The sequence below is a fragment of the Nonomuraea wenchangensis genome, assembly GCF_900111685.1.
GTDB lineage: Bacteria > Actinomycetota > Actinomycetes > Streptosporangiales > Streptosporangiaceae > Nonomuraea > Nonomuraea wenchangensis.
Genome location: NZ_FOHX01000023.1, coordinates 1 through 21610, shown reverse-complemented (window position 1 = coordinate 21610; position 21610 = coordinate 1). Strand labels below are relative to the sequence as shown.

At 72.8% G+C, this 21610-nt stretch carries 19 protein-coding genes; 14 read left to right on the top strand and 5 right to left on the bottom strand.

Annotated features, from left to right (window positions below):
* The first annotated feature begins 117 nt into the window (after positions 1 to 117).
* The 11 genes from BMW85_RS42905 (at position 118) to fusA (ending at position 12031) form a co-directional block, all read left to right on the top strand.
* Positions 118 to 1653 carry a phenylacetate--CoA ligase family protein gene (locus tag BMW85_RS42905; protein ID WP_091093168.1) on the top strand — a complete coding sequence of 512 codons (1536 nt, stop codon included), beginning with the start codon at positions 118 to 120 and terminating at the stop codon, positions 1651 to 1653.
* Positions 1653 to 2096, top strand: coding sequence for a DUF4188 domain-containing protein (locus BMW85_RS42900; RefSeq protein ID WP_091093166.1), 444 nt, complete (start codon positions 1653 to 1655; stop codon positions 2094 to 2096). Before BMW85_RS42905 ends, BMW85_RS42900 begins: the two co-directional genes overlap by 1 nt.
* Entirely contained in the window at positions 2093 to 3178 is a 1086-nt protein-coding gene (locus BMW85_RS42895) for a hypothetical protein (protein ID WP_091093165.1), read from the top strand. Before BMW85_RS42900 ends, BMW85_RS42895 begins: the two co-directional genes overlap by 4 nt.
* Positions 3175 to 4092 (top strand): nitroreductase family protein, encoded by a 918-nt coding sequence (locus tag BMW85_RS42890; RefSeq protein ID WP_091093163.1) that lies wholly within the window; start codon positions 3175 to 3177, stop codon positions 4090 to 4092. The genes BMW85_RS42895 and BMW85_RS42890 overlap by 4 nt, the downstream gene beginning before the upstream one ends.
* 74 nt (positions 4093 to 4166) lie before the next feature.
* Positions 4167 to 5585, top strand: coding sequence for a carboxylesterase/lipase family protein (locus tag BMW85_RS42885; protein ID WP_091093162.1), 1419 nt, complete (start codon positions 4167 to 4169; stop codon positions 5583 to 5585).
* 21 nt (positions 5586 to 5606) lie between these two features.
* Positions 5607 to 6032 carry a hypothetical protein gene (locus tag BMW85_RS42880; protein WP_245775407.1) on the top strand — a complete coding sequence of 142 codons (426 nt, stop codon included), beginning with the start codon at positions 5607 to 5609 and terminating at the stop codon, positions 6030 to 6032.
* A gap of 26 nt (positions 6033 to 6058) precedes the next feature.
* Complete coding sequence (locus BMW85_RS42875) at positions 6059 to 6433, top strand: YciI family protein (protein WP_245775425.1); 375 nt, start codon at positions 6059 to 6061, stop codon at positions 6431 to 6433.
* The gene (locus tag BMW85_RS42870) at positions 6430 to 7662 is read left to right on the top strand and encodes an RNA polymerase sigma factor (protein ID WP_091093158.1); all 1233 of its coding nucleotides are present in this window, start codon (positions 6430 to 6432) and stop codon (positions 7660 to 7662) included. Before BMW85_RS42875 ends, BMW85_RS42870 begins: the two co-directional genes overlap by 4 nt.
* 54 nt (positions 7663 to 7716) lie before the next feature.
* Positions 7717 to 8199: a metallophosphoesterase family protein gene (locus tag BMW85_RS42865; RefSeq protein ID WP_091093155.1), complete on the top strand. Its 483-nt coding sequence runs from the start codon at positions 7717 to 7719 to the stop codon at positions 8197 to 8199.
* 237 nt (positions 8200 to 8436) lie between these two features.
* The gene (locus tag BMW85_RS42860; protein ID WP_091093153.1) at positions 8437 to 9723 is read left to right on the top strand and encodes an FAD-binding oxidoreductase; all 1287 of its coding nucleotides are present in this window, start codon (positions 8437 to 8439) and stop codon (positions 9721 to 9723) included.
* A gap of 286 nt (positions 9724 to 10009) precedes the next feature.
* Positions 10010 to 12031 carry an elongation factor G gene (fusA, locus tag BMW85_RS42855; RefSeq protein ID WP_091093151.1) on the top strand — a complete coding sequence of 674 codons (2022 nt, stop codon included), beginning with the start codon at positions 10010 to 10012 and terminating at the stop codon, positions 12029 to 12031.
* Positions 12032 to 12100: 69 nt separating this feature from the next.
* On the opposite strand, the gene BMW85_RS42850 is transcribed toward fusA, so the two are convergent.
* The gene (locus BMW85_RS42850) at positions 12101 to 14695 is read right to left on the bottom strand and encodes a M14 family zinc carboxypeptidase (RefSeq protein ID WP_245775406.1); all 2595 of its coding nucleotides are present in this window, start codon (positions 14693 to 14695) and stop codon (positions 12101 to 12103) included.
* 88 nt (positions 14696 to 14783) lie between these two features.
* Here BMW85_RS42850 and BMW85_RS49010 point away from each other — a divergent pair, with 88 nt between their 5' ends.
* A complete protein-coding gene (locus BMW85_RS49010; RefSeq protein ID WP_143082603.1) occupies positions 14784 to 14963 on the top strand; it encodes a BBE domain-containing protein in 180 nt (59 codons plus the stop codon).
* Here BMW85_RS49010 and BMW85_RS42845 read toward each other — a convergent pair whose 3' ends face one another.
* Together BMW85_RS42845 and BMW85_RS42840 are read right to left on the bottom strand one after the other, a co-directional pair.
* Positions 14964 to 15800, bottom strand: a complete 837-nt coding sequence (locus tag BMW85_RS42845) for an alpha/beta fold hydrolase (protein WP_091093150.1) — start codon at positions 15798 to 15800, stop codon at positions 14964 to 14966.
* Entirely contained in the window at positions 15797 to 16234 is a 438-nt protein-coding gene (locus BMW85_RS42840) for a MarR family winged helix-turn-helix transcriptional regulator (protein WP_091093148.1), read from the bottom strand. Before BMW85_RS42840 ends, BMW85_RS42845 begins: the two co-directional genes overlap by 4 nt.
* A 451-nt stretch (positions 16235 to 16685) precedes the next feature.
* Between BMW85_RS42840 and BMW85_RS42835 the strand changes: the two genes are divergently transcribed.
* The gene (locus tag BMW85_RS42835) at positions 16686 to 19079 is read left to right on the top strand and encodes a rhamnogalacturonan lyase (RefSeq protein WP_177241172.1); all 2394 of its coding nucleotides are present in this window, start codon (positions 16686 to 16688) and stop codon (positions 19077 to 19079) included.
* A gap of 61 nt (positions 19080 to 19140) precedes the next feature.
* Here BMW85_RS42835 and BMW85_RS42830 read toward each other — a convergent pair whose 3' ends face one another.
* Positions 19141 to 19719: a hypothetical protein gene (locus BMW85_RS42830; protein ID WP_091093147.1), complete on the bottom strand. Its 579-nt coding sequence runs from the start codon at positions 19717 to 19719 to the stop codon at positions 19141 to 19143.
* A gap of 901 nt (positions 19720 to 20620) precedes the next feature.
* On the opposite strand from BMW85_RS42830, the gene BMW85_RS52720 reads away from it, so the two are divergent.
* Positions 20621 to 21181 carry an HNH endonuclease gene (locus BMW85_RS52720; protein WP_218156189.1) on the top strand — a complete coding sequence of 187 codons (561 nt, stop codon included), beginning with the start codon at positions 20621 to 20623 and terminating at the stop codon, positions 21179 to 21181.
* 107 nt (positions 21182 to 21288) lie between these two features.
* Here the strand turns inward: BMW85_RS52720 and BMW85_RS42820 are convergent.
* Positions 21289 to 21610: transposase family protein (locus tag BMW85_RS42820; RefSeq protein WP_143082602.1), on the bottom strand; the 322-nt coding region annotated here is incomplete at its 5' end.

Genomic DNA, 21610 nt, shown 5'->3' with positions numbered 1-21610 from the left:
CGGCCCGTCCGCTTTCACCGGCCACCGTAGGGGCGAACGCGGAAAGGGTGGTTCCGCGTCAGCGGTTCAAGTACGACGCAAGTGATCGGCAATTCGTGATCATTAGGGTCACCGCTCATGAACCGGCTCAGTCCCCGTCTCGGCCCCCTCACCGCGCGCCAGCGCTGGCGCCGCCTGCGGCTCCAGTCCTACTCCTGGTGCCTGACCGGCGCCTACCGGCTCGGCGCGCTGCATCCCGCGATCTGGCGGCTGGTCGCCCGCAACTACCGTCCGGCGCTGGACCGCCTGGCCGCCAGGCACGCCCGCGTGGCCTGCCAGTTCGCGGCCGTGGACGTGCCCGCCTACCGGCACTTCCTGCGGGAGAACGGCGCCGAGCACGCCCGCAGGCTCGCGGACTTCCCCGAGACCACCAAGCAGAACTACGCCGCCGCCTACGACGAGGAGAGCCGCTGCCAGGAGGGCAGGCTGCACCGGGCGGGCGTGATCGTGGACGAGTCGTCCGGGTCGAGCGGCAAGCCGTACAACTGGGTGCGCGGGCCGCGCGAGCTCAAGGGCGTGTACCGCAACGCGGCCGGCTACATCGAGCTGGTCTTCCCCGGCAGGCGGCTGTTCGTGGTCAACGCGTACTCGATGGGCGCCTGGGCCACCGGCACCACCACCGGCGCGGCCATGGCGCGCATCGCGATGGTCAAGAACACCGGCCCCGACCTGGAGAAGATCGCCGACACGCTGGAGCACTTCGGGCCCGGCTACGACTACGTGGTGTCCGCCTACCCGCCGTTCCTCAAGCACCTGCGCGACCATCTCGACGAGCGCGGCTTCCCGTGGCGGGAGTACCGGATCCGGGGCATGGTCGGCGGCGAGGGCATGACCGAGGCGCTGCGCGACTACCTGGAGGAGCGTTTCGAGGAGGTCCGCTCCGGCTACGGCGCGAGTGACCTGACGATCGGGATGGGCGCCGAGAGCGGGTTCAGCGTGTGGCTGCGCAAGCGCCTGGCCGTCGACCGGGAGCTGCGCGAGCGGCTGCTGGGGCCGGGCGAGCAGCGGCTGCCGATGATCTTCCACTACAACCCGCTGGAGACGTTCCTGGAGGTCAACGCCGCCGGCGAGCTGCTGTGCACGATCAACACCAAGACGTGCCTGCAGCCCAAGCTGCGCTACAACGTGGGCGACGAGGCCGCGCTGCGCACGCTCGCCGAGGTGCGCGCCGCGCTCGGGGACGAGGCGTACGAGCGCGCCTGGACCGACGAGCGGCTGAACCTGCCGCTGCTGTTCCTGTTCGGCCGCAAGGACTCGACGATCTCCTACATGGGGGCGAACCTGTATCCGCAGGACGTCGAGTACGGCCTCTACCAGGGCAACCCGTACGCCGCCGCGATCAACCGCTTCTGCCTGTCGCTGGAGGAGCTGCCCGGCCTGGAGTACCGCCCGGTCGTGAACCTGGAGGTACGCGGCGAGGTCGATGGGGAGGAGCTGGCCGCGCTGTGCCGCAAGGGCGTGCTGGCCCACCTGAGCGCCGTCTCGCGCGACTTCGCCGAGTCGCTGCGCGAGGACCCGACGGCCGCCGACCTGCGGGTACGGGTGTTCGGGCCGGGCGAGGGCCCGTTCGCCGGGCTCACCAAGATGAAGAACGTCTACCTGGTGAAGGACTGATGAGGACCACCGATTTCAGCAAGGCGCCGCCGCAGGGGCAGGCGACGGCGATGTTCGTCGGGGCGACCCGCTACCGGGGGCCGCTGTCGATCGTCGTCCTCTCCTTCACCTGGTGGCGCATGGTGCGCGACATGAAGCGGATGCGCGGCTACCGGTGGCACAAGGTCTACTGGGAGTTCCCTTTCACGCTGGGCACGCTGGCGTTCTTCGAGGACCGCGACGCCCTGATGCGCTTCGCCCGCACCCGCCACCACCGCAGGCTCATGCAATGGGTCACCGACGGCACGAGGAACGCCACCGGCGGCTACATCAGGGTCTACAACGCCGAGCCCGAGGGCTACAGCAACGGGGTGTGGCGGGCCGAGGGCGACGGGATGGCGCACATCGAGACGTTCACGCCGCTGTCGACGGAGAGCGCGGGCCCGCCGGTGAAGCGCTCGTGAGCGGGCTGGAACGCGTCGAGAGCCGGGCCGGCCTGCGCGACTTCCTGTCGCTCACCGACCGGCTGCACGCCTCCGGCGACGAGCCGCCGCGCTTCGTCCCGCCGCTGCACGCCCAGGTCCGCACGTGGCTGCGCCAGGGCGTCGCCCTGTACGTGCTGCGCCGCGCCGGCCGGGTCGTCGCCCGCACGACCCTGCACACCGACGCCGCGTTCGACGCCAAGCTGGGCGGGCGGCTGCAGCTCTTCGGCCTCACCGAGTTCGCGGAGGACGCCGCCGAGGAGCTGTTCGACGCCGTGTGCGCGGCGGGCCGCGCGAACGGGCGGCGGACGGCGTTCGGCCCGGTCTCGCTGCTGCCGAACCAGGCGGGCGGCGTCATCACCTCGGGCTTCGCCGAGCGCGGCTTCATCGACAGCGCCTGGAACCCGCCCTACTACCCGGCCGCGTACGAGGCGTACGGCTTCGCCCGCCGTTTCGAGTCCGACACCTGGATCTGCCCGGTGCCGCCGGAGCCGGTGTTCGCCTTCGACGACGCCCGCGTCGTGGCCGAAGAGCTGCGGGTGCACCGCGGCGACCGCCGCCGGGTGGCCGAGCAGCTGCCGATCCTGCGCGGCATGCTCAACGCCGCCTTCGCCGGGCTCGGCTACTACACCGAGATCTCCGCCGCCCAGCTCGCGGCGCAGACCGACGGGCTGGCGCACCTGCTGGACGAGGACCTGCTGCTGTACCTCACCAAGGCGGGGCGGCCGATCGCGTTCGTGCTGTGCCTGCCCGACATCTCCGAGTTCGTCATGCGCGTACGTGGCGACCTGCACCTGCTCAACCAGCTCCGGCTGCTCGCCACCCGCTCCCGCTACCGGCGCGAGGCGGTGCTCGTGATCAAGGGCACGGTGCCGGACGAGCAGGGCCGCGGCTACATGCGCCTGCTCTCGCGCGAGCTGCACGCGGGCCTGCGCCGCGGCGGCTACCACACGCTGCGCAGCACGTACGTCGAGCGCACCAACCCCGGCTCCGCCGCCCAGTACACCGCCATGGGAGGCCGCCCCCTCCACGGCTACGCCTTCTACGCCAAGGACCTCACGTGAACGAGCTGCGGGCGCTGGAGCCCGACTTCTGGCGTGCGCCGAGCGCGCACAACACGCAGCCCTGGACGCTGACGTACGAGGACGACCGGGTGACCGTCGGCTGGGACCCGGACCGGGCGCTGCCGGTCAGCGATCCCACGGGCCGCGACCTGCGGCTCGGCCTGGGGGCGTTCGTGGAGTGCTGCCTGATCGTGTGCGCGTCGGCGGGCCTGCCCGTGGCGTTCGACGCCGACCCCGGCCCGCTGCGCGTCGGCCATCTGCGGCGGGCCGCGCAGACGTACGCGACGCCCTTCGCCACGGCCGACGTACGCGCCCGCGGCGCCAACCGGGGCGACTACCATCCCGGGCGGCTGCCGGACGAGCTGGTGGCCGGGCTGACCGGGATGCGCCGCGTCCCGTGCCGCGACCTCGCCGACCTGCTGCACGCGGCCGACCTGCACCAGTACGGCTCGCCGGAGGTGACCCGCGAGCTGCGCCAGTGGCTGCGGCTGACCCGGCGGCACCGCCGCTACCTGCTCGACGGCCTGAGCGACCGGGCGCTGCGCCTGACCCGGCTGGAGGCGGTGGCGCTGCGCGCGTCGCTGGCGCTGTACCCTGCGCTCCGGCCGCTCGGCCTGCCCCGCGTCCTGGCCGGCGCCTCGCGCGGGCTGCTCGACCACGACGGCGACGTGCTGGTGCTGACCGGCCCGGCGGGCGACGAGGTGGAGCAGGGGCGGCTCCTCCTCCGCCACTGGCTCACCCTCTCCGCCGCCGGCTACACCACGCATCCGCTGAGCCAGATCATCGACAGCCCCGGCACGCGGCGCGAGCTCGCCGCCCGCCTGGGCGTCGCCGATCCCTCCTCGCTGCTGCACATCGCCCGCGTCGGCCGCCCCCGGTCCCCCGCCCCGCCCTCGGCCCGGCTCCGCGGCTGACCTCGGCCGCGCCGGGGCGCCGGCGTGCAGCCGCGTCCAAGTGATCTCCAAGCATCCCCGGCCACACTGGAGACATGCAGGTCATCGCGAAGACCGCCCAAGGCCCCGTACGGGGCGCCGTGCGGGAGGGTGTCGCCTCCTTCCTGGGCGTGCCGTACGCGGCCGCGCCGGAAGGGCCGCTGCGCTTCCGGCCGCCCGCCCCGCCGCCCGCGTGGGACGGGGTGCGGGACGCCGTCGCGTACGGCGCCGCGCCGCCCCAGCTCCCACCTGCGCCGGGGGTGCCGCCGATCTGGCGGCCCGGGGACGGGCTGGCCTGCCTGAACCTCAACGTGTGGAGCCCCGACCCCGGCGGGGCGGGGCTGCCGGTCATGGTGTGGCTCTACGGCGGCGCGTGGCAGATCGGCGCGACGGCCATGCCGCAGTACGACGGCACCGTGCTGGCCCGTTCCGGCGTCGTGGTGGTGACCGTGGACTACCGGGTGGGCTTCGAGGGCTTCGGCCACCTGCCCGGCGTCCCGGACAACCGCGGGCTGCGCGACCAGCTCGCCGCGCTGGAGTGGGTGCGAGGGAACATCGCCGCGTTCGGCGGCGACCCCGGCAACGTGACGGTGTTCGGCCAGTCGGCGGGCGCGGCCTCGGTCGCGCTGCTGACGGCGGCGCCGGCCGGGGCGGGGCTGTTCCGCCGGGCGATCGCGCAGAGCATCCCGGCCGGTCTCCGCACCAGGGACGAGGCCGGGCGCGTCACCGAGGCGCTGGCCGCGGCGGCCGGGGTCACGGCGACGTACGAAGGTCTCGCCGGGCTGCCGCCCGAGGCCGTCCTCGCGGCGCGGGACGTCACGGGGGCCGGCGGGAGCCCGTTCGGGCCGGTCGTGGACGGCGAGCTGGTCACCGGGCCGCCGTGGGCGGGCATGGCCGGTCCGGCCGCCCGCGGCGTCGAGCTGATCTGCGGCTTCACCCACGAGGAGTATCGCGGGCTAGCCCCCGGCGGACCGCCCGCCGGCGCCGATCCGGCCGCGGCGGCGGCCTCGTTCGGGCTGGACGCCGACGCCGTGCCCACGTACGGCCTGGCGCACCCCGGGGCCGGCGACGCCGAGCTGTTCACCGTGCTGATGTCGGACGCGCTGGTCCGCATGCCGACCACGTGGACCGCCGAGGCCCACGCGCGGGCCGGCGGCCGCACCTGGCTGTACGACTTCACCTGGAAGGGCCCGGCGCTGGGCGCGGCGCACGGCGTGGACGTGCCGTTCACCTTCGGCGACGGCCACAGCCGCTTCGCCGCCCGCCTCCTGGGCTCCCCGCCGCCCGCCGGTTTCGCCGAGCTGTCGGAGCGCGTCCGCCGCGCCTGGACGTCGTTCGCCGCCACCGGCGACCCCGGCTGGCCCCGCTTCGACCTCGACCAGCGGCGCACCCGCCTCTGGGACCTCCCGCCCGCCGACGTCGCGTACCCGCTCGCCGACTTCCGCCGCATCTGGGGCCGCCCACCACAGCGCTGATCCGGCGTAGAGTTCGCCGTCGTGAGATCCGGATGCCTCATCACCGTCGCGTGCGCGGTCCTGGTGCCCTTCGCCGGGCTGTATCTGCTGTTCGCCGTCCCCTCCTGGGCGAACGACAGGAAGCTCGCGGACCTGGAGGACCGCCTCCTCGCCTATCCCCCGCCGCCCGAGACCTCGCACACCGATTACGGCGCCGAGGGTTCCATCACCCTGCTGGGGAACGGCAACCACTGCGACTACCGGGCCCGCATCTCGCTGTACACGAGCCTCTCCGAGGAGGCTGTGCTCCGCTACTACGCCGCCGCCCGCATCCCCGGGGTCGAGGCCGAGCGGGTTCCCTTGCGGGTCTACTTCGAGAGGCATCAGGGCGACGACGGCTTCTCCGGGTCCTTCATCGTGGAGGCGTTCGACAGCACCGACCCCGGTCTGGACCTCCGCTGCCACTGAGCCCATAGCATGAGCGCGTGAAGTACATGCTGATGATCTACGCCAACGCCGAGTCGCAGCAGCACGTGGCCGACCACGAGTCCGACGTGATGGCCGAGGTGGACGCCCTGATGAAGGAGCTCGCCGACAGCGGCGAGCTGGTGGGCGGGCAGGCGCTCGACGAGCCCGGCACCTCCCGCGTCGTCAGGGTGCGCGGCGGCGTGCCGGCCATCACCGACGGGCCGTTCCTGGAGGCCAAGGAGTTCCTGGCGGGCTACCTCGTGGTGGAGTGCGCGAGCGTCGAGCGGGCCACGGAGATCGCGGCCCGGTGGCCGGACGCGCGGCTGTGCGCGATGGAGGTGCGGCCGATCATCGACGAGGTCGACCCGCCCGCGGGCGAGGGCGGCCCGGCCCTGGGATGACCGAGGTCGAGGCGCTGCTGCGGGAGCTCGCGCCGCAGGTGCTGGGCATCCTCGTACGGCGCCACGAGCAGTTCGCCGCCTGCGAGGACGCCGTCCAGGAGGCGCTGCTCGACGCCGCAGTCCAGTGGCCGCGCGAGGGCGTGCCGGACAACCCGCGGGCCTGGCTGGTGACGGTGGCCTCGCGGCGGCTCATCGACCTCGTACGCAGCGAGCACGCCCGGCGGCGGCGCGAGGAGAGCGCCGGCGTGGGCGAGCCGGCGGACGCGCACACGGTGGCCGGGCCGGGCGAGGAGCCGGCCGGAGACCGGGACGACACGCTCACGCTGCTGTTCCTGTGCTGCCATCCGGCGTTGTCGCCGCCCTCGCAGCTCGCCCTCACGCTGCGGGCCGTCGGCGGGCTGACCACGGCGCAGGTGGCGGGCGCGTTCCTGGTGCCCGAGGCGACGATGGCGCAGCGCATCAGCCGGGCCAAACAGCGGATCAAGGCCGCCGGGGCGCGGTTCGAGCCGCCGCCCGAGGGCGAGCGGGCCGAACGGCTGCGGGTCGTCCTGCACGTGCTCTACCTGATCTTCAACGAGGGCTACACCGCGACGGCCGGGCCGGAGCTGCACCGCGACGAGCTGACCGGCGAGGCGATCAGGCTGGCGAGGGCCGTGCACCGGCTGCTGCCCGACGACGGCGAGGTGGCCGGGCTGCTGGCGCTCATGCTGCTCACCGAGGCGCGCCGGCCCGCCCGCACCGGGCCGGACGGGCGGCTGGTCCCGCTCGCCGAGCAGGACCGCGGCCTGTGGGACCGGCGGCTCGTCGCCGAAGGCGTGGAGCTGGTGAGCAAGGCGCTGTCCACGGCCCCGCTCGGGCCCTACCAGGTGCAGGCGGCCATCGCGGCCGTGCACGACGAGGCCCCGTCGGCCGCGGAGACCGACTGGCCGCAGATCCTCGCCCTGTACCGGGTGCTGTCAGGACTGGACGACAACCCGGTGGTCGAGCTCAACCACGCGGTCGCCGAGGCCATGGTCCACGGCCCGAAAGCCGGGCTCGACCGGCTCGACCGGCTCGCGGCCGGCGGCCGGCTCAAGGGCCACCACCGGCCGGCCGCGGTCCGGGCGCACCTGCTGGAGCTGGCGGGCGACCCCGCCGGGGCGGCCGGCGCCTACCGCGAGGCGGCCCGGCTGACGGCCAGCGCCCCGGAGCGGGACTACCTCGAGGAACGGGCGGCCCGCCTGCGCTGACTGCTCTCTCCCGGCGGGGGTGACGGGCCCGGGCGCGGCGGGCAGGGGCAGGGCATGAACGTCGTCGCGCTGTCCGACACCCACGCGCCCCGGCGCTGGCGCTCCTGCCCGCCCCGGGTCGCCGAGCACCTGCGGGACGCGGACGTCATCCTGCACGCCGGGGACGTCTGCGTCGCCTCGGTGCTGGCCGAGCTGGCCGCGTACGCGCCCGTGCACGCGGTCAAGGGCAACAACGACGGCCCGGACGTGACGGCGCCGGAGACCCTGGAGCTCACGCTGGACGGCCTGCGGATCGGGATGATCCACGACAGCGGCCCGGCCAAGGGCCGCCTGGCCCGCCTGCGGCGCCGCTTCCCCGAGGCGGACCTGGTGGTGTTCGGCCACTCCCACATCCCGCTGGACGAGTCCGGCGACGGCCTGCGCATCTTCAACCCGGGCTCCCCCACCGACCGCCGCCGCCAGCCGCACGGCACGGTGGGCCTGCTCACCATCGAGGACGGCGTCCTGACCAGGGCCGAGATCGTGCCCGTCACCTGACCACCGGGCGCGAACCATCCAGGTCATCCGCCGGTACCACTCCCGCGGTGGCAGCCCGGCCCCCGCCTACCGCCCGCGGCGTAGCCGCGAGAGCGACGACTGCTGGATTCGCCGGCCGCGCAGCGACGAGATTCTGGCTCTCGACCGGTCTTAAGAGGTGCGGTAAGGCGACGGGAACGAGACCGTAAGCGCCCTCCCGCACGCTGTTCACAGGACATGACGAGAAGGGCGATCGAGATGAGCAACCCGTACAGGATCGACGACGACATCACGCTCTCCGGCTTCACCGGACGGGCGCACCGGCCCGGCGACGGCAGCTACGACGAGCTGCGCCGCTCGCTCAACCCCGCCGTGGACGCCCGGCCGGCGCTGGTCGCCGAGGCGTACGGCATGGCGGACGTGCGGTCGGCGTTACTGGCGGCGCGGGCGCACGGGGTGCCGTTCGCGGTGCAGGCGACCGGGCACGGCACGCACGCCGGGGCCGAAGGCGGCGTGCTGGTGCGGACGACGCCGATGGCGTCGGTGCTGGTGGACCCCGTCCGCTGGATCGCGCGGGTCGGGCCGGGCGCCCGCTGGGGCCACGTCCTCGCCGCCGCCGCGCCGTTCGGGCTCGCGCCGCTGTCCGGCTCCGCGCCCGACGTCGGCGTCACCGGCTACACGCTCGGCGGCGGCCTCGGCTGGCTGGCGCGCAGGCACGGCTTCGCCGCCGACAGCGTGCTGCGGGCCGAGGTGCTGCTCGCCGACGGGCGGCACGTCACGGCGAGCGCGGACAGCCACCCCGAGCTGTTCTGGGCGCTGCGCGGGGGCGGCGGCGGGTTCGGCGTGGTCACCTCGCTGGAGTTCCGGCTGCACCCGGTGTCGCAGGTGTACAGCGGGTTCGCGTACTTCCCGATCGAGGTGGCGGGCGAGCTGCTGGAGACGTACCGGACGTGGATCGACACCGCCCCCGACGACCTCAGCACCGCCGTCGTGCTGCGGCGGATGCCCGGCGAAGGGCCGCTCGCCGGGCGGCACGTGGCGCAGCTCAAGGTCGTGCACGCCGGCGACGAGGCGGAGGGCCGGCGGCTGCTGGCGCCGCTCCTGCGGGCGGCCGGCCCTGCGCTGCTGGACGAGACCCGTACGACGACGTACGCGGACACGGCCATGGGCGGCACCCCGAACCGCCACATGTCCATGCTGGAGGAGGTCCCCGCCGAGGTCGTGGACGTGCTGGTCGCCGCGGCCGGGCAGGCGCAGACCGTGGAGGTGCGGCACTGGGGCGGCGCGATGAGCCGTCCGGGGCCGGACGCCGGGCCGGTCAGCCACCGCCGCACCCGGCTGTCGGTGATCGTGGACACTCCGGTGCCGGGGCTCGCCGAGGCGCTGCGGCCGTACGACAACGGGGGCACGTTCCTCAATTTCCTCGCCGACACCGGGCGCACGGCCGCGGCCTGGTCAGGGGCGGACCACGCGCGGCTGCGGGAGGTCAAGCGGGCCTACGACCCGGACGGCTTCTTCCGCGTCGGCCACGTCGTCGAGCGGTGACGCGCGGAAAAACCCGTCGCCCCGCCGGAAACCGCTTCACTACACTCGCCTCGAACCCGCCGCGATCGAGAAGGGAAGGACCCCGCCATGCGCCCTGTCAGCGCCGCCGTCGTCCTCCCGTCCTCGCGGTACGAGGTGATCCTGGTGTCCTCGTCGCCCCGGCGCCGGCTGCGCGGCCGTCGCCGGACGTCCTGACGAACGCCTCCTCTTTCTGAGCCTGCCGGGTTGTTCGCCGGGCGAATCGCGCTGTCCTCGTTTCCCGACCTTTCATGAAAGGCCGCAGGCCATGCGCACCCGTGTCGTAGCCGACCCCCTCGCCACCGTACGCAACCTCGGCGTCCTCGCCCACGTGGACGCCGGCAAGACCACCGTCACCGAGCGGATCCTGTACCTGACCGGCGCCACGTACAAGCGCGGCGAGGTGCACGACGGCACCACCGTCACCGACTTCGACCCCCAGGAACGCGACCGCGGCATCACGATCTTCGCCGCCGCGGTGAGCTGCGACTGGGACGGCCACCGGATCAACCTCATCGACACGCCCGGCCACGTCGACTTCTCCGACGAGGTCGAGCGGTCGCTGCGGGTGCTCGACGGCGCGGTGGCCGTCTTCGACGGCGTGGCCGGGGTCGAGCCGCAGAGCGAGTCCGTGTGGCGGCGGGCCGACCGGCACGGGGTCCCGCGGGTGGCCTTCGTCAACAAGATGGACCGGGCGGGCGCGGACCTCGACGCCGTGGTCGCCTCGATCCGGGCGCGGCTGCACCCCGCGCCGCTGCCCGTCCAGCTCCCGATCGGTGCGGAGGACGGCTTCCGCGGCGTGGTGGACCTGGTCCGGATGCGTGCGCTGGTATGGGACGGCGGCGGCGCGCCGATGCGGGAAGAGCCCGTGCCCGAGGAGCTGCTGCCGGAGGCGCGGCGGCGACGCGGGCTCCTGGAGGAGACCGTGGCCGGGCTGCACCCGGGCGCCCTGGAGGAGTTCTGCGTCACCCCCGCGAGCGCGGGAGCAGCGCTCTCCGACGAGACGCTGGCGCTCGCGCTGCGGGAGCTGACGCTGTCCGGGGCGGGCGTGGTCGTGCTGTGCGGGGCCGCCTACCGCGACCGCGGGGTGGAGCCGCTGCTCGACGCAGTCGTGGCGTACCTGCCGTCGCCGCTCGACGTGCCCGCCGCCGCGCGGGCCGCCGATCCCGCGGCGCCGCTGGTGGCGCTGGCGTTCAAGGTGAGCGCGACGGCGACGGGACGGCTCACGTACGTGCGGCTCTACGCGGGGACCCTCAGGAAGGGGGACGCGGTGCTGGACGCCGGCGTGGGACGCGTCGAGCGGGCCGGGCGGATCCTGCGGGTGCAGGCCGACCGGCACGCCGAGGTGGACCGGGCGGTGGCGGGCGACATCGTGGCGCTGGTCGGGCTCAAGGCGGCCCGCGCGGGCGCGACCCTGTGCGCACCGGGCTCCCCGGTCGTGCTGGAGCCGCCGAGCCCCGCCGAGCCCGTCGTGTCCGTGGCCGTCGAGGCGCGGAGGAGCGCCGACGCCGGTCGGCTGGCCGCGGCGCTGGCCCGCCTCACGGAGGAGGACCCGTCGCTGTCGGTACGGGCCGACGCCGAGACCGGGCAGACCCTGCTGTCCGGGATGGGCGAGTTGCACCTGGAGGTGGCAGCGGAGAAGCTGCGCCGCGACCACGGCCTGGCCGTGGCCGTCGGGCGTCCGCAGGTCGCCTACCGGGAGACGGTCGTGCGCGGGGTGCGTGGCGTGCTGTACAGGCACGTCAAGCAGGACGGCGGCGCCGGGCAGTTCGCGCACGTCGTGCTGGACGTCGAGCCGCTGGACGGCGACGGGTTCGCGTTCGGCTCCTCGGTGACCGGCGGGCGGGTGCCGCGCGAGTACGTCCGCGCGGTCGAGGCCGGCTGCCGCGACGCGCTCGCGGCGGGGCCGCTCGGCGGCCATCCGGTGACCGGGCTGCGGGTGACGCTGACCGACGGGGCCACGCATCCGAAGGACTCGTCGGAGCTCGCGTTCCGCGCCGCCGGGCGACTGGGGCTGCGCGCGGCGCTGGCGGCGTGCGCGATGGCGCTGCTGGAGCCGGTGGCCGAGGTCACGGTGACCGCGCCGGACGAGACCGCGGGCGCGGTGCTCGGCGACCTCGCGGCGCGGCGCGGGCGGGTGACCGGCTCCGTGGCGCGGGCGGGCACGGTCGTCGTCACGGCGACGGTGCCGCTGGCCGAGGTGTTCGGGTACGCGACGCGCCTGCGCGGCAGGACGCACGGCCACGGCACGTTCACCGCCCGGCCCGCCGGCTACGCCCCGGCGCCGTGACCGGCACGGGCCGGGCGGATCGCTCCGCCCGGCCCGTCCGGCTCATGGGGCCGCCGGCCGTCGGCTTGTTCAGGGAGCGGCGGCCGTCGCGGCCGTCGCCGTCGCCGTCCAGTAGGCGGCCCTGGCGACCTGCGGGAACAGGCCCTTCGGATGGTTGCGGAACATGGGCTCGGTGCCGAACATGACGACGGCCGCGCCGCGCTCGTCCCGGCCGCTCACCACCGCCGCCTGCCCCCTGGCCTGCTCGGGCCCGCCCGCGCCGGTCCGGGGGTCGGCCCGCCAGTGACCGGCGACGAGGGGTCCGTCCGCCGCGTACGACTGCTCCACCCTGACCTCCGGCCCCAGGCCGGTGAACCAGCGCGGCGAGTACACGAACGAGTGTTCCGGCGACCCGGCGCCGACCGGCCCGGCGGAGGACGCCACGCGCACGACGCCGTTGGCGTCGGAACGGCCCGCGACCGCCGTCACGGTGAGCAGCCCGGCCGCCGCGTTGAACGCCGCGCCCGTGCCGCCCCTGGTGATGACGCCGCCGGTGGTGAGGAAGGCGTCGAGCGCCGCGCGGGCGTCCGGGTTGAGCGCGGTGTAGCTGAGCCCGCTGGAGACGACCAGCACGTCCGTGGCGCTCCAGTCGAAGCCGGCGTTGAGCACGGCGGTCGACACCGGGGTGACCGGGAAACCCAGCTCGCGCAGCGTGAACAGCTCGTCCGCCGCGACGGCGGCGGCCAGCCGGACCGGCGCCAGCGGCCTGCCGGTCGCGCCGCCGGCCGGGGTGAAGGCGACGCCGTACCGGTCGGAGACGGTCCCGGCCGCGCGGCGGGCGCTCGCCGGGACGATCGCCCGGCCGTCGTCGGTCCAGGTCAGGGCGACGCCCTGGGCGAGCAGGTCGTTGACCGCCCGGACCTCCTTGGCGTCCCCGACCTTGAGCGCGAGCGGCCCTGTGCCGCGCGGCACCGAGCCGGTCGGGACGGCGGCCTTGACCGGCTCGGCCGCCACGCGCGGCGCCGAGCCGGTCACGGGCTCGACGCTGGCGCCCCACAGCAGAGCGTGGCTCCAGCCGGAGATGTCGTACATCGCATCCACCCGTGGTGAGATGTCCGCGCCGGGCTCCAGCATCACGTTGGCCAGGCCGCGCTTGGGCTGGCGCATGTCCACGACGTACGACCCGGCCGGGTAGGTCCGGCCGTCCGCGCGGAAGGCGTGCCTGGCGCGCCCGACCCGGACGTCGTTGGCCACGAGGTGGTCGACCAGGCGGGCGGCGGCGGTGGCCGAGCGCTCGCCGGTGATGACGTACGCGTGGGGGAAGGTCGTGGTGTAGACGTCCTCGGGGCCGAAGCCGGGCACGATGCCGAGCGGCACGGACCTGGACGGCTCCCCCGCCGCGCCGCGCCGGAACACCTCGATCTGGTCGGCGATCAGCGCGTCGTGCCGGGCCTCGACGAAGGCGTAGGAGGCGCGGATGGCGGCGGCGGCCACGTCGGTGTTGATCGCCGAGCGACGGCGCAGCTCCTCGACCGGCAGGTTGGCGTAGTCGGCGTTGTTGACCCGCAGCGGGATCTCGACGGTGTGCGAGGCGACGGCCCCGTGGAAGGGCGCGTACTGCGGGGTGAAGATCGGCGGCCAGTCGTCCCAGCCCTCGGCGCTGTCGCGGAACGGGATCTGCGCCGGATGCACGCCGTCCTTCTCGGCTGTGTAGCCGAGGCCGTTGACGGCGGCCTCCATGCCGAGGCCGTTGGCGTAGGCGTTCCTGATGAACAGGTCGTATTCGTAGTTCGCGCCGTGCGGCGGGGTGGTGGGCTCGATGAGGGTGCCGTTCACGTACCCGTGCAGGTCGATCATGGTGACCGGCTGGGCGTCGATCATGAGCCGGCGCATCGCCCTGACCTCCGGCTGGGAGGCGGTGACGAAGTCGCGGTTGAGGTCGAAGCCGTCGCCGTTGGGGCGCACGCCGTTGACCCGGCCGTCGGGGTTGGCGGTGACGTTGAAATAGACGCGGGTGCGCGCGAGCAGCGCGGCGACCTTCGGATCGGCGCTGGTGGCCAGCTCCTCGATGGTACGCAGTGCGGCGTCGGTGCCCTCCCACTCGTTGCCGTGGATGTTGGCGTTGACGTAGAGCGGGGCCTTGTAGCGGGCGGCGAGCTTGCGGTCGCGGGCGGCGGCGGCCGGGTCGTTCGCGATGCGCTCGCGCAGGCGGGCCTGCTCGCGCGCCTCGGCGCGGCTCTCGGGGGCGGTGACGGTGACGAGGTAGAGGTCGCGGCCCTGGGCGCTGCGCCCGATGATCTCGGCGCTCACCCGGTCGCTGCGCCGCTGCAGCTCGTTGAGCTTGGGGGCGATGCCGTGGTACGGCACCAGGCCGAGCTTGATGGAGGCGTCGGCAGGGTTCTCGGGCGGTTCGGGAAGCCTGGTGCGGCGGGGGTAGCCGAGGTCGCGGGACGGGCCGCCGGACGGGTCGCCGGTCGTGGGAGGGGCGGTGCGGAGGGCCTGGGCCTGCTCACCGCCGCCTGCCGCCTCCTCGTGGCGTTCGGGGCCGTTGCCGAAGTCGCGTACGGCGGGCTGGGGCGGCGCGGGCGGTTCCGCGGCCGCCGTCCCTGCCGGGGCGAGGAGCACGGCCGAGACGGCGATGCTCGCCAACGGGATGGATAAGCGCACGGCGGCCTCCATGTGCATGAATGAGAGGGTGCGTTCCGTTCGTACGATTTGTGGAGGAACGCGACAAGGCACCGTGATCAGAGCGACGCTCAATCCATGTCAATCCGTGGTCATTCCGGCAGCCGGGCCGTTCACCACGCCCTGCCCGCTCGACGACCGCCGTACGACAACGGGGGCACGTTCCTCAACTTCCTCGCCGACACCAGGCGTACGGCGGCTGCTGGAGGTCAAGCGGGCCTACGACCCGGACGGCTTCTTCCGCGTCGGCCACGTCGTCAAGCCGTGATCACTGGAGGAACCGCAGGGCACGCTCGGCCACGAGCCCGGCCTTCTTCCCTTCGGGCCCGAAATGGCCGAGGCCGGGCACACTTTCGAGCGTGGCGTGCGGAAGGGTGTCGCGTACGACGTCGAACTCCGCTCTGCTCGCGGGCGGCGTACGACCCCCGACCAGCAGCAGCACCGGAGCGGTGACGGCCGTGAACGCGCCGAGGCGGCCGTGCTGGGCCGCCAGCTGCCCGTGCTCGGCCAGGTTGGCCTCCAGCAGCGGCCGCATCCGCTGCCAGCTCGGCCCGCGGAACCCGACCCGCATCGCGGCGCGCAGATACCAGTGCGGCATCTTGGCCACGAAGGCGGGCGCGCCGCCCGAGCCCCGGATGAAATGGACGAACGCGCCGTAGGGGTCGCCCGCGGCCAGCCGTTCCCGGTAGGGGCCCATCCAGTGCGTGGGGAGGGGAGCGACAGGGATTCCGGGCTCGTAGACCGCGATGCGCTCGAACACCGGGGACGACCGCGCGGTCTCGAGGATGACGAGGCCGCCGTAGCTGTGGCCGAACGCCAGCCGCGCGCCGGTCTCCTCCTGGACGGCCAGCAGGTCTTCCACCTCCTTGCCCAGGTCGTACTCGGGACCCTGGGGGCCGCTGGCGCCGCGTCCCCGCCGGTCGACGACGTGCACGGTGAAGGAGCGGGCCAGAACGGAGGCCAGCGGCAGGTAGTCCTGCGAGGTGCGCAGGCTGCCGCCGAGCACGATGAGGTCCGGCCCGGCGCCTAACGTCTGATAGCTGATGGGCGTGCCGTCGGCCGAGGTGACGGTGCGCGTCCGCGTGATCTGGGTGGTGTGGTTCATCGGGTGGGCTCCTGTTCCGTACGGTCCAACGTCGCGAGCAGTCGCGCGGTGTGCTCGGCGAACTCGTCGTAGGGCACGCCGCTGTGCGCGACCAGGGCGGCCAGCTTCTCCTCGAACTCCTGCCGGAGCGAGGTCACGATCTGCTTTCCCTTGTCGGTGAGGCTGAGCTGCCGGCGGTTCCCGCCCGCCGGGTCGGGCTGGACGTCGACAAGCCCCTCGGCGGCGAGGACGGCGGTCATGCGGCTCACGGACGGCTCGGTCACACCCAGGCCGTCGGCGAGGGCGCGCTGCGTCGTGAAGCCCAGCTCGCCCACCAGGGTCAGCGCGAGGAAACGGCTGTAGGAGATGTTGTGCTCGGCCCGCAGGATCCGGTCGGCGATCCGGTCGAGGCGGGCGACGAGCACGTGCAGGTCGAGGCTTAGGTTGCGTTCCACACCTCATAACTTAGCATGCTAACTTAGCAATGCAAGTCCCAATTTCAGCCGCCGATCCAGCCCGCCAGAAGGAGACGTGAGAGCTCGCCGCGGCGCCGCCGAAGACCGTCTCGGCCGGGCGAGCGGAGAAAGCCGTCCGGCATCAGCCAGTCGAGGGAGAAGTTCAGAAGAGAGCCACCAGGCGATGGAAGCCGCGTCCCCGACCTCGACGCGCCACCTGCCCAGCCGGTGCCAATTTCAGCTCCTCCGGCAGGTCAGGCCGGTAGCCGTGCCCCTTGCCGCGGGCCCTGACTAAACACTCGCGTGAGGCCACAAACAGGTGCAGTAATTTCGCGAAAATACTGCGCGCAATAAGCAGGAAATGAATCCTTGACAAATATCCCGGGCGCATTAATTATATCGATTTAATCCCGCGTCCCCGCGCGGGCCTCACCCCGAGGAGCCCGTCACGATGAGACTCCCCACCGGCCCGCGCGAGCGCCGCCGCGCCGCGACCCTCGCGCTGGCCGCCCTCCTCACCACCCTGGCGACCACGCCACCGCCCGCCGCAGCCACCCCGGCAGCAACCCTGGCCGCGAGCCCGTACGCCGTCCCGTCCGGATCCGGCCCGGCCGCCGCGGCCGGCACGACCGGCGGCGCGGGCGCGGGGCCGCGCCTCGAACGCCTGGACCGCGGCCTGGTCGCCGCCCCCACCCCCGCCGGCGTGTTCCTGAGCTGGCGGCTGCTCGGCGACGAGGTCACCGGCCACGGCGCCACGGGCATGACCGGCGCCGACTTCCGCGTCTACCGCGACGGCCGCCCGATCGCGACGGTGACCGACAGCACCAACTACCTCGACCCGGCCGGCACGCCCGCCTCCCGCTACCAGGTGGCCCCGGTCACGAGGGGCCGCGAGGGCGGTCGCGGGCCCGTCGTCACGCCCTGGCTTAAATCGTTTTATGATCTCAAGCTCACCAAACCGGCCGACGGCGTCACTCCGGCCGGCGAGGCGTACACCTATTCAGCCAACGACGTGAGCGTCGGCGACGTGGACGGCGACGGCCAGTACGAGTACGTCGTCAAGTGGGACCCGTCCAACTCCAAGGACGTCTCCCAGCGCGGCTACACCGGCAACACCTACCTCGACACCTACGAGCTCGACGGCACCCTGCGCTGGCGGCTCGACCTCGGCGTCAACATCCGCTCCGGAGCCCACTACACGCAGTTCCTCGTCTACGACTTCGACGGCGACGGCCGCTCGGAGCTGATGCTCAAGACCGCCCCCGGCACGAAGATCATCCGGTACGGCGCCCGCGGCCAGGTCGTCTCCGAGCGCCACGTCACCATGCCAAAGGCCGACGTCAGGGCCGGTCGCTCCCACTCCGACGACTACCGGCTGAGCGCCGACGGCTACTTCGACCACCTCGTGGCCATGTTCGAGAAGTGGCACGAGCACCCCGAGGTGGTCGCCGGACGCTGGCCGCGGACGCTGGAGGAGGCGTTCGGGATCGCACCCGCGCACACGTACCCGCTCTCCCACGAGGCCGCCGTCGAGCTGGCGAACCACTTCGTGGACGTGTACGCGCCGGGCCGCAGCGCCAACAACCGGCTGCGGGAGTTCGCCGGGTTCGTCGTCAGCGGGCCCGAGTACCTGTCGGTGCTCGACGGCGCGTCCGGCAAGGAGCTGCAGACGGTCCCGTACAAGCCGGGCCGCGGCGACGACGGCCTGATGTGGGGCGACTACGCGATGGCCCGCGTGGAGCCGGCCAACCGGGTGGACCGGTTCCTGTCCGCCGTCGCCTACCTCGACGGCCGGCGCCCGTCGGCGGTCTTCGCGCGCGGCTACTACACGCGCACCACGCTCGTCGCCTACGACTGGGACGGCCGGCGGCTCAAGGAGGTCTGGTACGCCGACAGCGGCCACGTGCCGATGGCGAACCCGTTCAACGCCTCCCCGCACGGCCAGCCCGGCACCAACCCGAAATATGCCGACATCACCACGCAGGGCTTCCACTCGATGAGCGCGGCCGACGTGGACGGCGACGGCCGGCAGGAGATCGTGTACGGCGCCGCCACCATCGACGACGACGGCGACGTGCTGTACTCGTCCTTCGCCGAGGCCCCGCCACAGAGCGGCGTGCCCGGCCAGACCGTACGGCTCGGCCACGGCGACGCGATGCACGTCGGCGACCTCGACCCCGACCGTCCCGGCCTGGAGATCTGGACCGTGCACGAGGGCGGGAGGAGCGCACCGTACGGATGGGCGATGCGCGACGCGGCCACCGGACGGGTGCTGTTCGGCGGCTACAGCGGCGTGGACACGGGCCGCGGCATGGTCGGCGACGTCGATCCGGAGCTGCGCGGCCTTGAGGCGTGGTCGTCGATGCCGCCCGACCAGGCCGTCCAGGCGGGCCTGTGGTCGGCCCGCGGCGACTACCTGGGCCGCGACGCGCCCGGAACGAACATGAGCATCCGGTGGGCGGCCGACATGACGACGCAGCTCGTCAACGGCACCGCCACGACCGTGCTGCAGACGCCGACGATCGACGACCGGCGGCGCGGCACGCTGCTCACCGCCGAGGGCACGCTGACGAACAACTGGACGAAGGGCAACCCGGGCCTGGTGGCCGACGTGTTCGGCGACTGGCGGGAGGAGCTGCTGGTGCGTACGGCCGACAGCTCGGCCCTGCGCGTCTACCTCAGCACCGAGGTCACCGACCGGAAGCTTTACACGCTGATGCACGACCCGCAGTACCGGGTGGAGGTGGCACGGCAGCAGACGGCCTACAACCAGCCCGCCTACCCGAGCTTCTACCTCGCCTCCGACCTCGACTGGTCGAAGGTGCCGGTGCCGCGCATGCGCTGAACGCGAAGACGAGGAGGGCGCCCCCTCGCGGGGACGCCCTCCTCGTGGCCCGGCCGGCAGGTCACTTGTTCTTGACGGAGACCGGGTGGACGCTGGTGTCCTTCTCGGCCCAGGCGCGGGTGGAGAAGGCCACCGGATGGCTCTTGCGGCCGACGCCGTCACCCCACTTGGTGATGACGTAGTCGATCTTGATGTGGCCCTCGCCGCCGACACCGTCCACGCCCAGGGTGTCGGGGTTGAACGTGCCGCCGGTGAGCTCGGCGAAGGTCTTGGCGTCGAGGTCCAGCATGACACCACGGTTGGAGGGCTCGCCGGGACCACGGTCACCGACGAAGAAGGGCAGCTTCTTGCCCTTGTACGTCACGTAGCCCTCGGTCATGAGCGGCCAGCTCGGGCTGGCGGCCAGACCCTTCTGCATGGGCTTCCCGGCGGCCGGCAGTCCGGTGTCGCCGGCCCGACCGGAGGAGTCGTCCCAGAAGTAGGACGCCTTGGTCGAGCCCGTGAGCAGGGTCGCCTGAGGCTGGGCGGCGCTCACCGGGGCAGCGGTCTGCTCGTCGGCGTGCGCGGTGGCCGCGCCGATGGTCAGGCCGCCGAGGGTGGCGGCGGTCAGCAGGCTGAGAGCTCGCGTGCGAACGGACATGGTCAAGGAAAGTCCTTCGTTAGGGAACACGGAGGTTGCGCTCGCTTGACTGATGTAGCCGGGCCTGAGCCAATGCGGTCGCTACGTGGAGCGCTGTGGGGATCCGGAGAGTCCGATGATCCGATGCCGCCGGAAACTGGGCTACCGTCCGGCAACGCTCACCAAGCTACCGGCCAAACCTGGACACATGCAAACAAATCACCATATATCCGGCAAAGATCTACCTCGCCGGGTAAAGCGTCGGATACGTAACGCCACCCAGGCAGGCAGGATTCCCATCAGCTCACCAACCCAGATCTCGCGGGCCTCTGGTGCAGTTGATCGAGGACGTGCACACTTGCGCCCGTGAAGGCGTACGCCGGGGTCACTGACGGAAGTCGGCACCGCTCCCTGTCCGCGCGGCCGAGGCTGACCGAGGTCAACTTCCGCTTGACCATGGTGATGGGTTCTTCTTCAAAACCCACCACCCTCACAACCGCGTGGTCGGCGGCGGCTTCTTCAGCGGCTTCGCACCCCTTCGCGTCTCGGAGACCTGGGAGTTCTTCGGGGAGGGCAACGACTCACCAAGCCCGGAGGAATTACGCCACCAGGTAGGGCGATACCGCAGCCGGCCGATGGTCCCTGGAGAGGATCCAGTCATCGGCTGCGTCATCATCCGCGAGGTCTTCTTCTTCTCTGACGATCGAATCGCCGGGCCACCCCCGGACTTCGCGTCCAACATCGTGCAGGGCAAAAGCTACGACCTCGCACATCACCCGGCAGCCGACTACTTCCATGACCTGTTGCACAGAATCGGCATCGGCGTCACCGTCGATCTTTCGGAGCCGTGGCACCGTGACGGACCGGTCTACGAAGATCCTCGGCTGGCCCCCGCAGGCTCGGCCAACAGGCATTCCAGGCCGTGGTGCTGCACGCGTACGAACGCCGGTGCGCGATCAGTGGTGACAGGATCCGTCCGGTCCTGCAGGCCGCCCACATTCGGCCGGTCGCGGCGGGCGGCGAACATCGCCTGGACAACGGCCTGCTTCTCCGTTCGGACCTGCACACGTTGTTCGACCGCGGCTACCTGGCGATCGACCCCAAGCACCGACTGCTGGTCAGCCCCAGACTGCGCGAGGAGTTCGGCAACGGCGAGGAGTTCTACCGCCGAGCCGGCCAGGAGATCAACGTCCCGACCCGACCTCGCGACCGGCCCCACCCCGAGCTTCTCGAGTGGCACCTCGACGAGGTCTTCTTACGTACCTACCCGAAAGGAACACCGGGCCGGAGCGTGCGGCCACTGAAGGACACCGGCCCGTCCCGCCCCCGACCGCCCCCTGGCGACGAGCACGCCCCTACCTGTGCCGAGATCTTCGCACGCCGATCACCCGTGCTGACGCACTGCGCGCCCCCCCTGAGGGCGGCGGCACATCAGAAAGGGGCTACATCTCCGAGGCGCCCCCTACTGTTACGGGTTTTTTAGATCGAATTTATAGTGATCTTTATCACATTGATCTTGAAGCATGCCGCTAGTAAAGCTTGTTTGCTATCTCATACTCACTCCGATTCAGAGGTGTTAGTGACGTGATCTCAGCCAATTGCCGGTAGGTAGTCGTGCTCAAAATGAGTGAGGACAAGCGCCGCGCGGGCGATGTCGCCGATGGCGCTGGGACTGAGCGTGATGTGCTGGAGGATCCGCCAGCGGCCTTTGAGCAGGGCGAACCCGCGTTCGCCGAGACAACGCAGGGCGCGTAGCAGCCGATTGTAGGTGCGGTTGTCCGGGCTGAGAATTTGGTTGCCGTCGGGCTGCTTGATCGGCTTGTGAATACCGATCCCGGCGCCGTCGTAGCCGCTGTCGGCGAGGGTCGGCAGGCCCGCGGCGGCTGCGGCGTACAACGCGCCCAGCACGTGC

Bases quoted from the DNA above. Each gene is read 5' to 3' on its own strand.
- BMW85_RS42850 (WP_245775406.1), bottom strand. From the start codon at position 14,695: ATGCACATGGAGGCCGCCGTGCGCTTATCCATCCCGTTGGCGAGCATC.
- BMW85_RS42900 (WP_091093166.1), top strand. From the start codon at position 1,653: ATGAGGACCACCGATTTCAGCAAGGCGCCGCCGCAGGGGCAGGCGACG.
- BMW85_RS42860 (WP_091093153.1), top strand. From the start codon at position 8,437: ATGAGCAACCCGTACAGGATCGACGACGACATCACGCTCTCCGGCTTC.
- fusA (WP_091093151.1), top strand. From the start codon at position 10,010: ATGCGCACCCGTGTCGTAGCCGACCCCCTCGCCACCGTACGCAACCTC.
- BMW85_RS42830 (WP_091093147.1), bottom strand. From the start codon at position 19,719: ATGTCCGTTCGCACGCGAGCTCTCAGCCTGCTGACCGCCGCCACCCTC.
- BMW85_RS42885 (WP_091093162.1), top strand. From the start codon at position 4,167: ATGCAGGTCATCGCGAAGACCGCCCAAGGCCCCGTACGGGGCGCCGTG.
- BMW85_RS42835 (WP_177241172.1), top strand. From the start codon at position 16,686: ATGAGACTCCCCACCGGCCCGCGCGAGCGCCGCCGCGCCGCGACCCTC.
- BMW85_RS42875 (WP_245775425.1), top strand. From the start codon at position 6,059: ATGCTGATGATCTACGCCAACGCCGAGTCGCAGCAGCACGTGGCCGAC.
- BMW85_RS42845 (WP_091093150.1), bottom strand. From the start codon at position 15,800: ATGAACCACACCACCCAGATCACGCGGACGCGCACCGTCACCTCGGCC.
- BMW85_RS42865 (WP_091093155.1), top strand. From the start codon at position 7,717: ATGAACGTCGTCGCGCTGTCCGACACCCACGCGCCCCGGCGCTGGCGC.
- BMW85_RS42905 (WP_091093168.1), top strand. From the start codon at position 118: ATGAACCGGCTCAGTCCCCGTCTCGGCCCCCTCACCGCGCGCCAGCGC.
- BMW85_RS42870 (WP_091093158.1), top strand. From the start codon at position 6,430: ATGACCGAGGTCGAGGCGCTGCTGCGGGAGCTCGCGCCGCAGGTGCTG.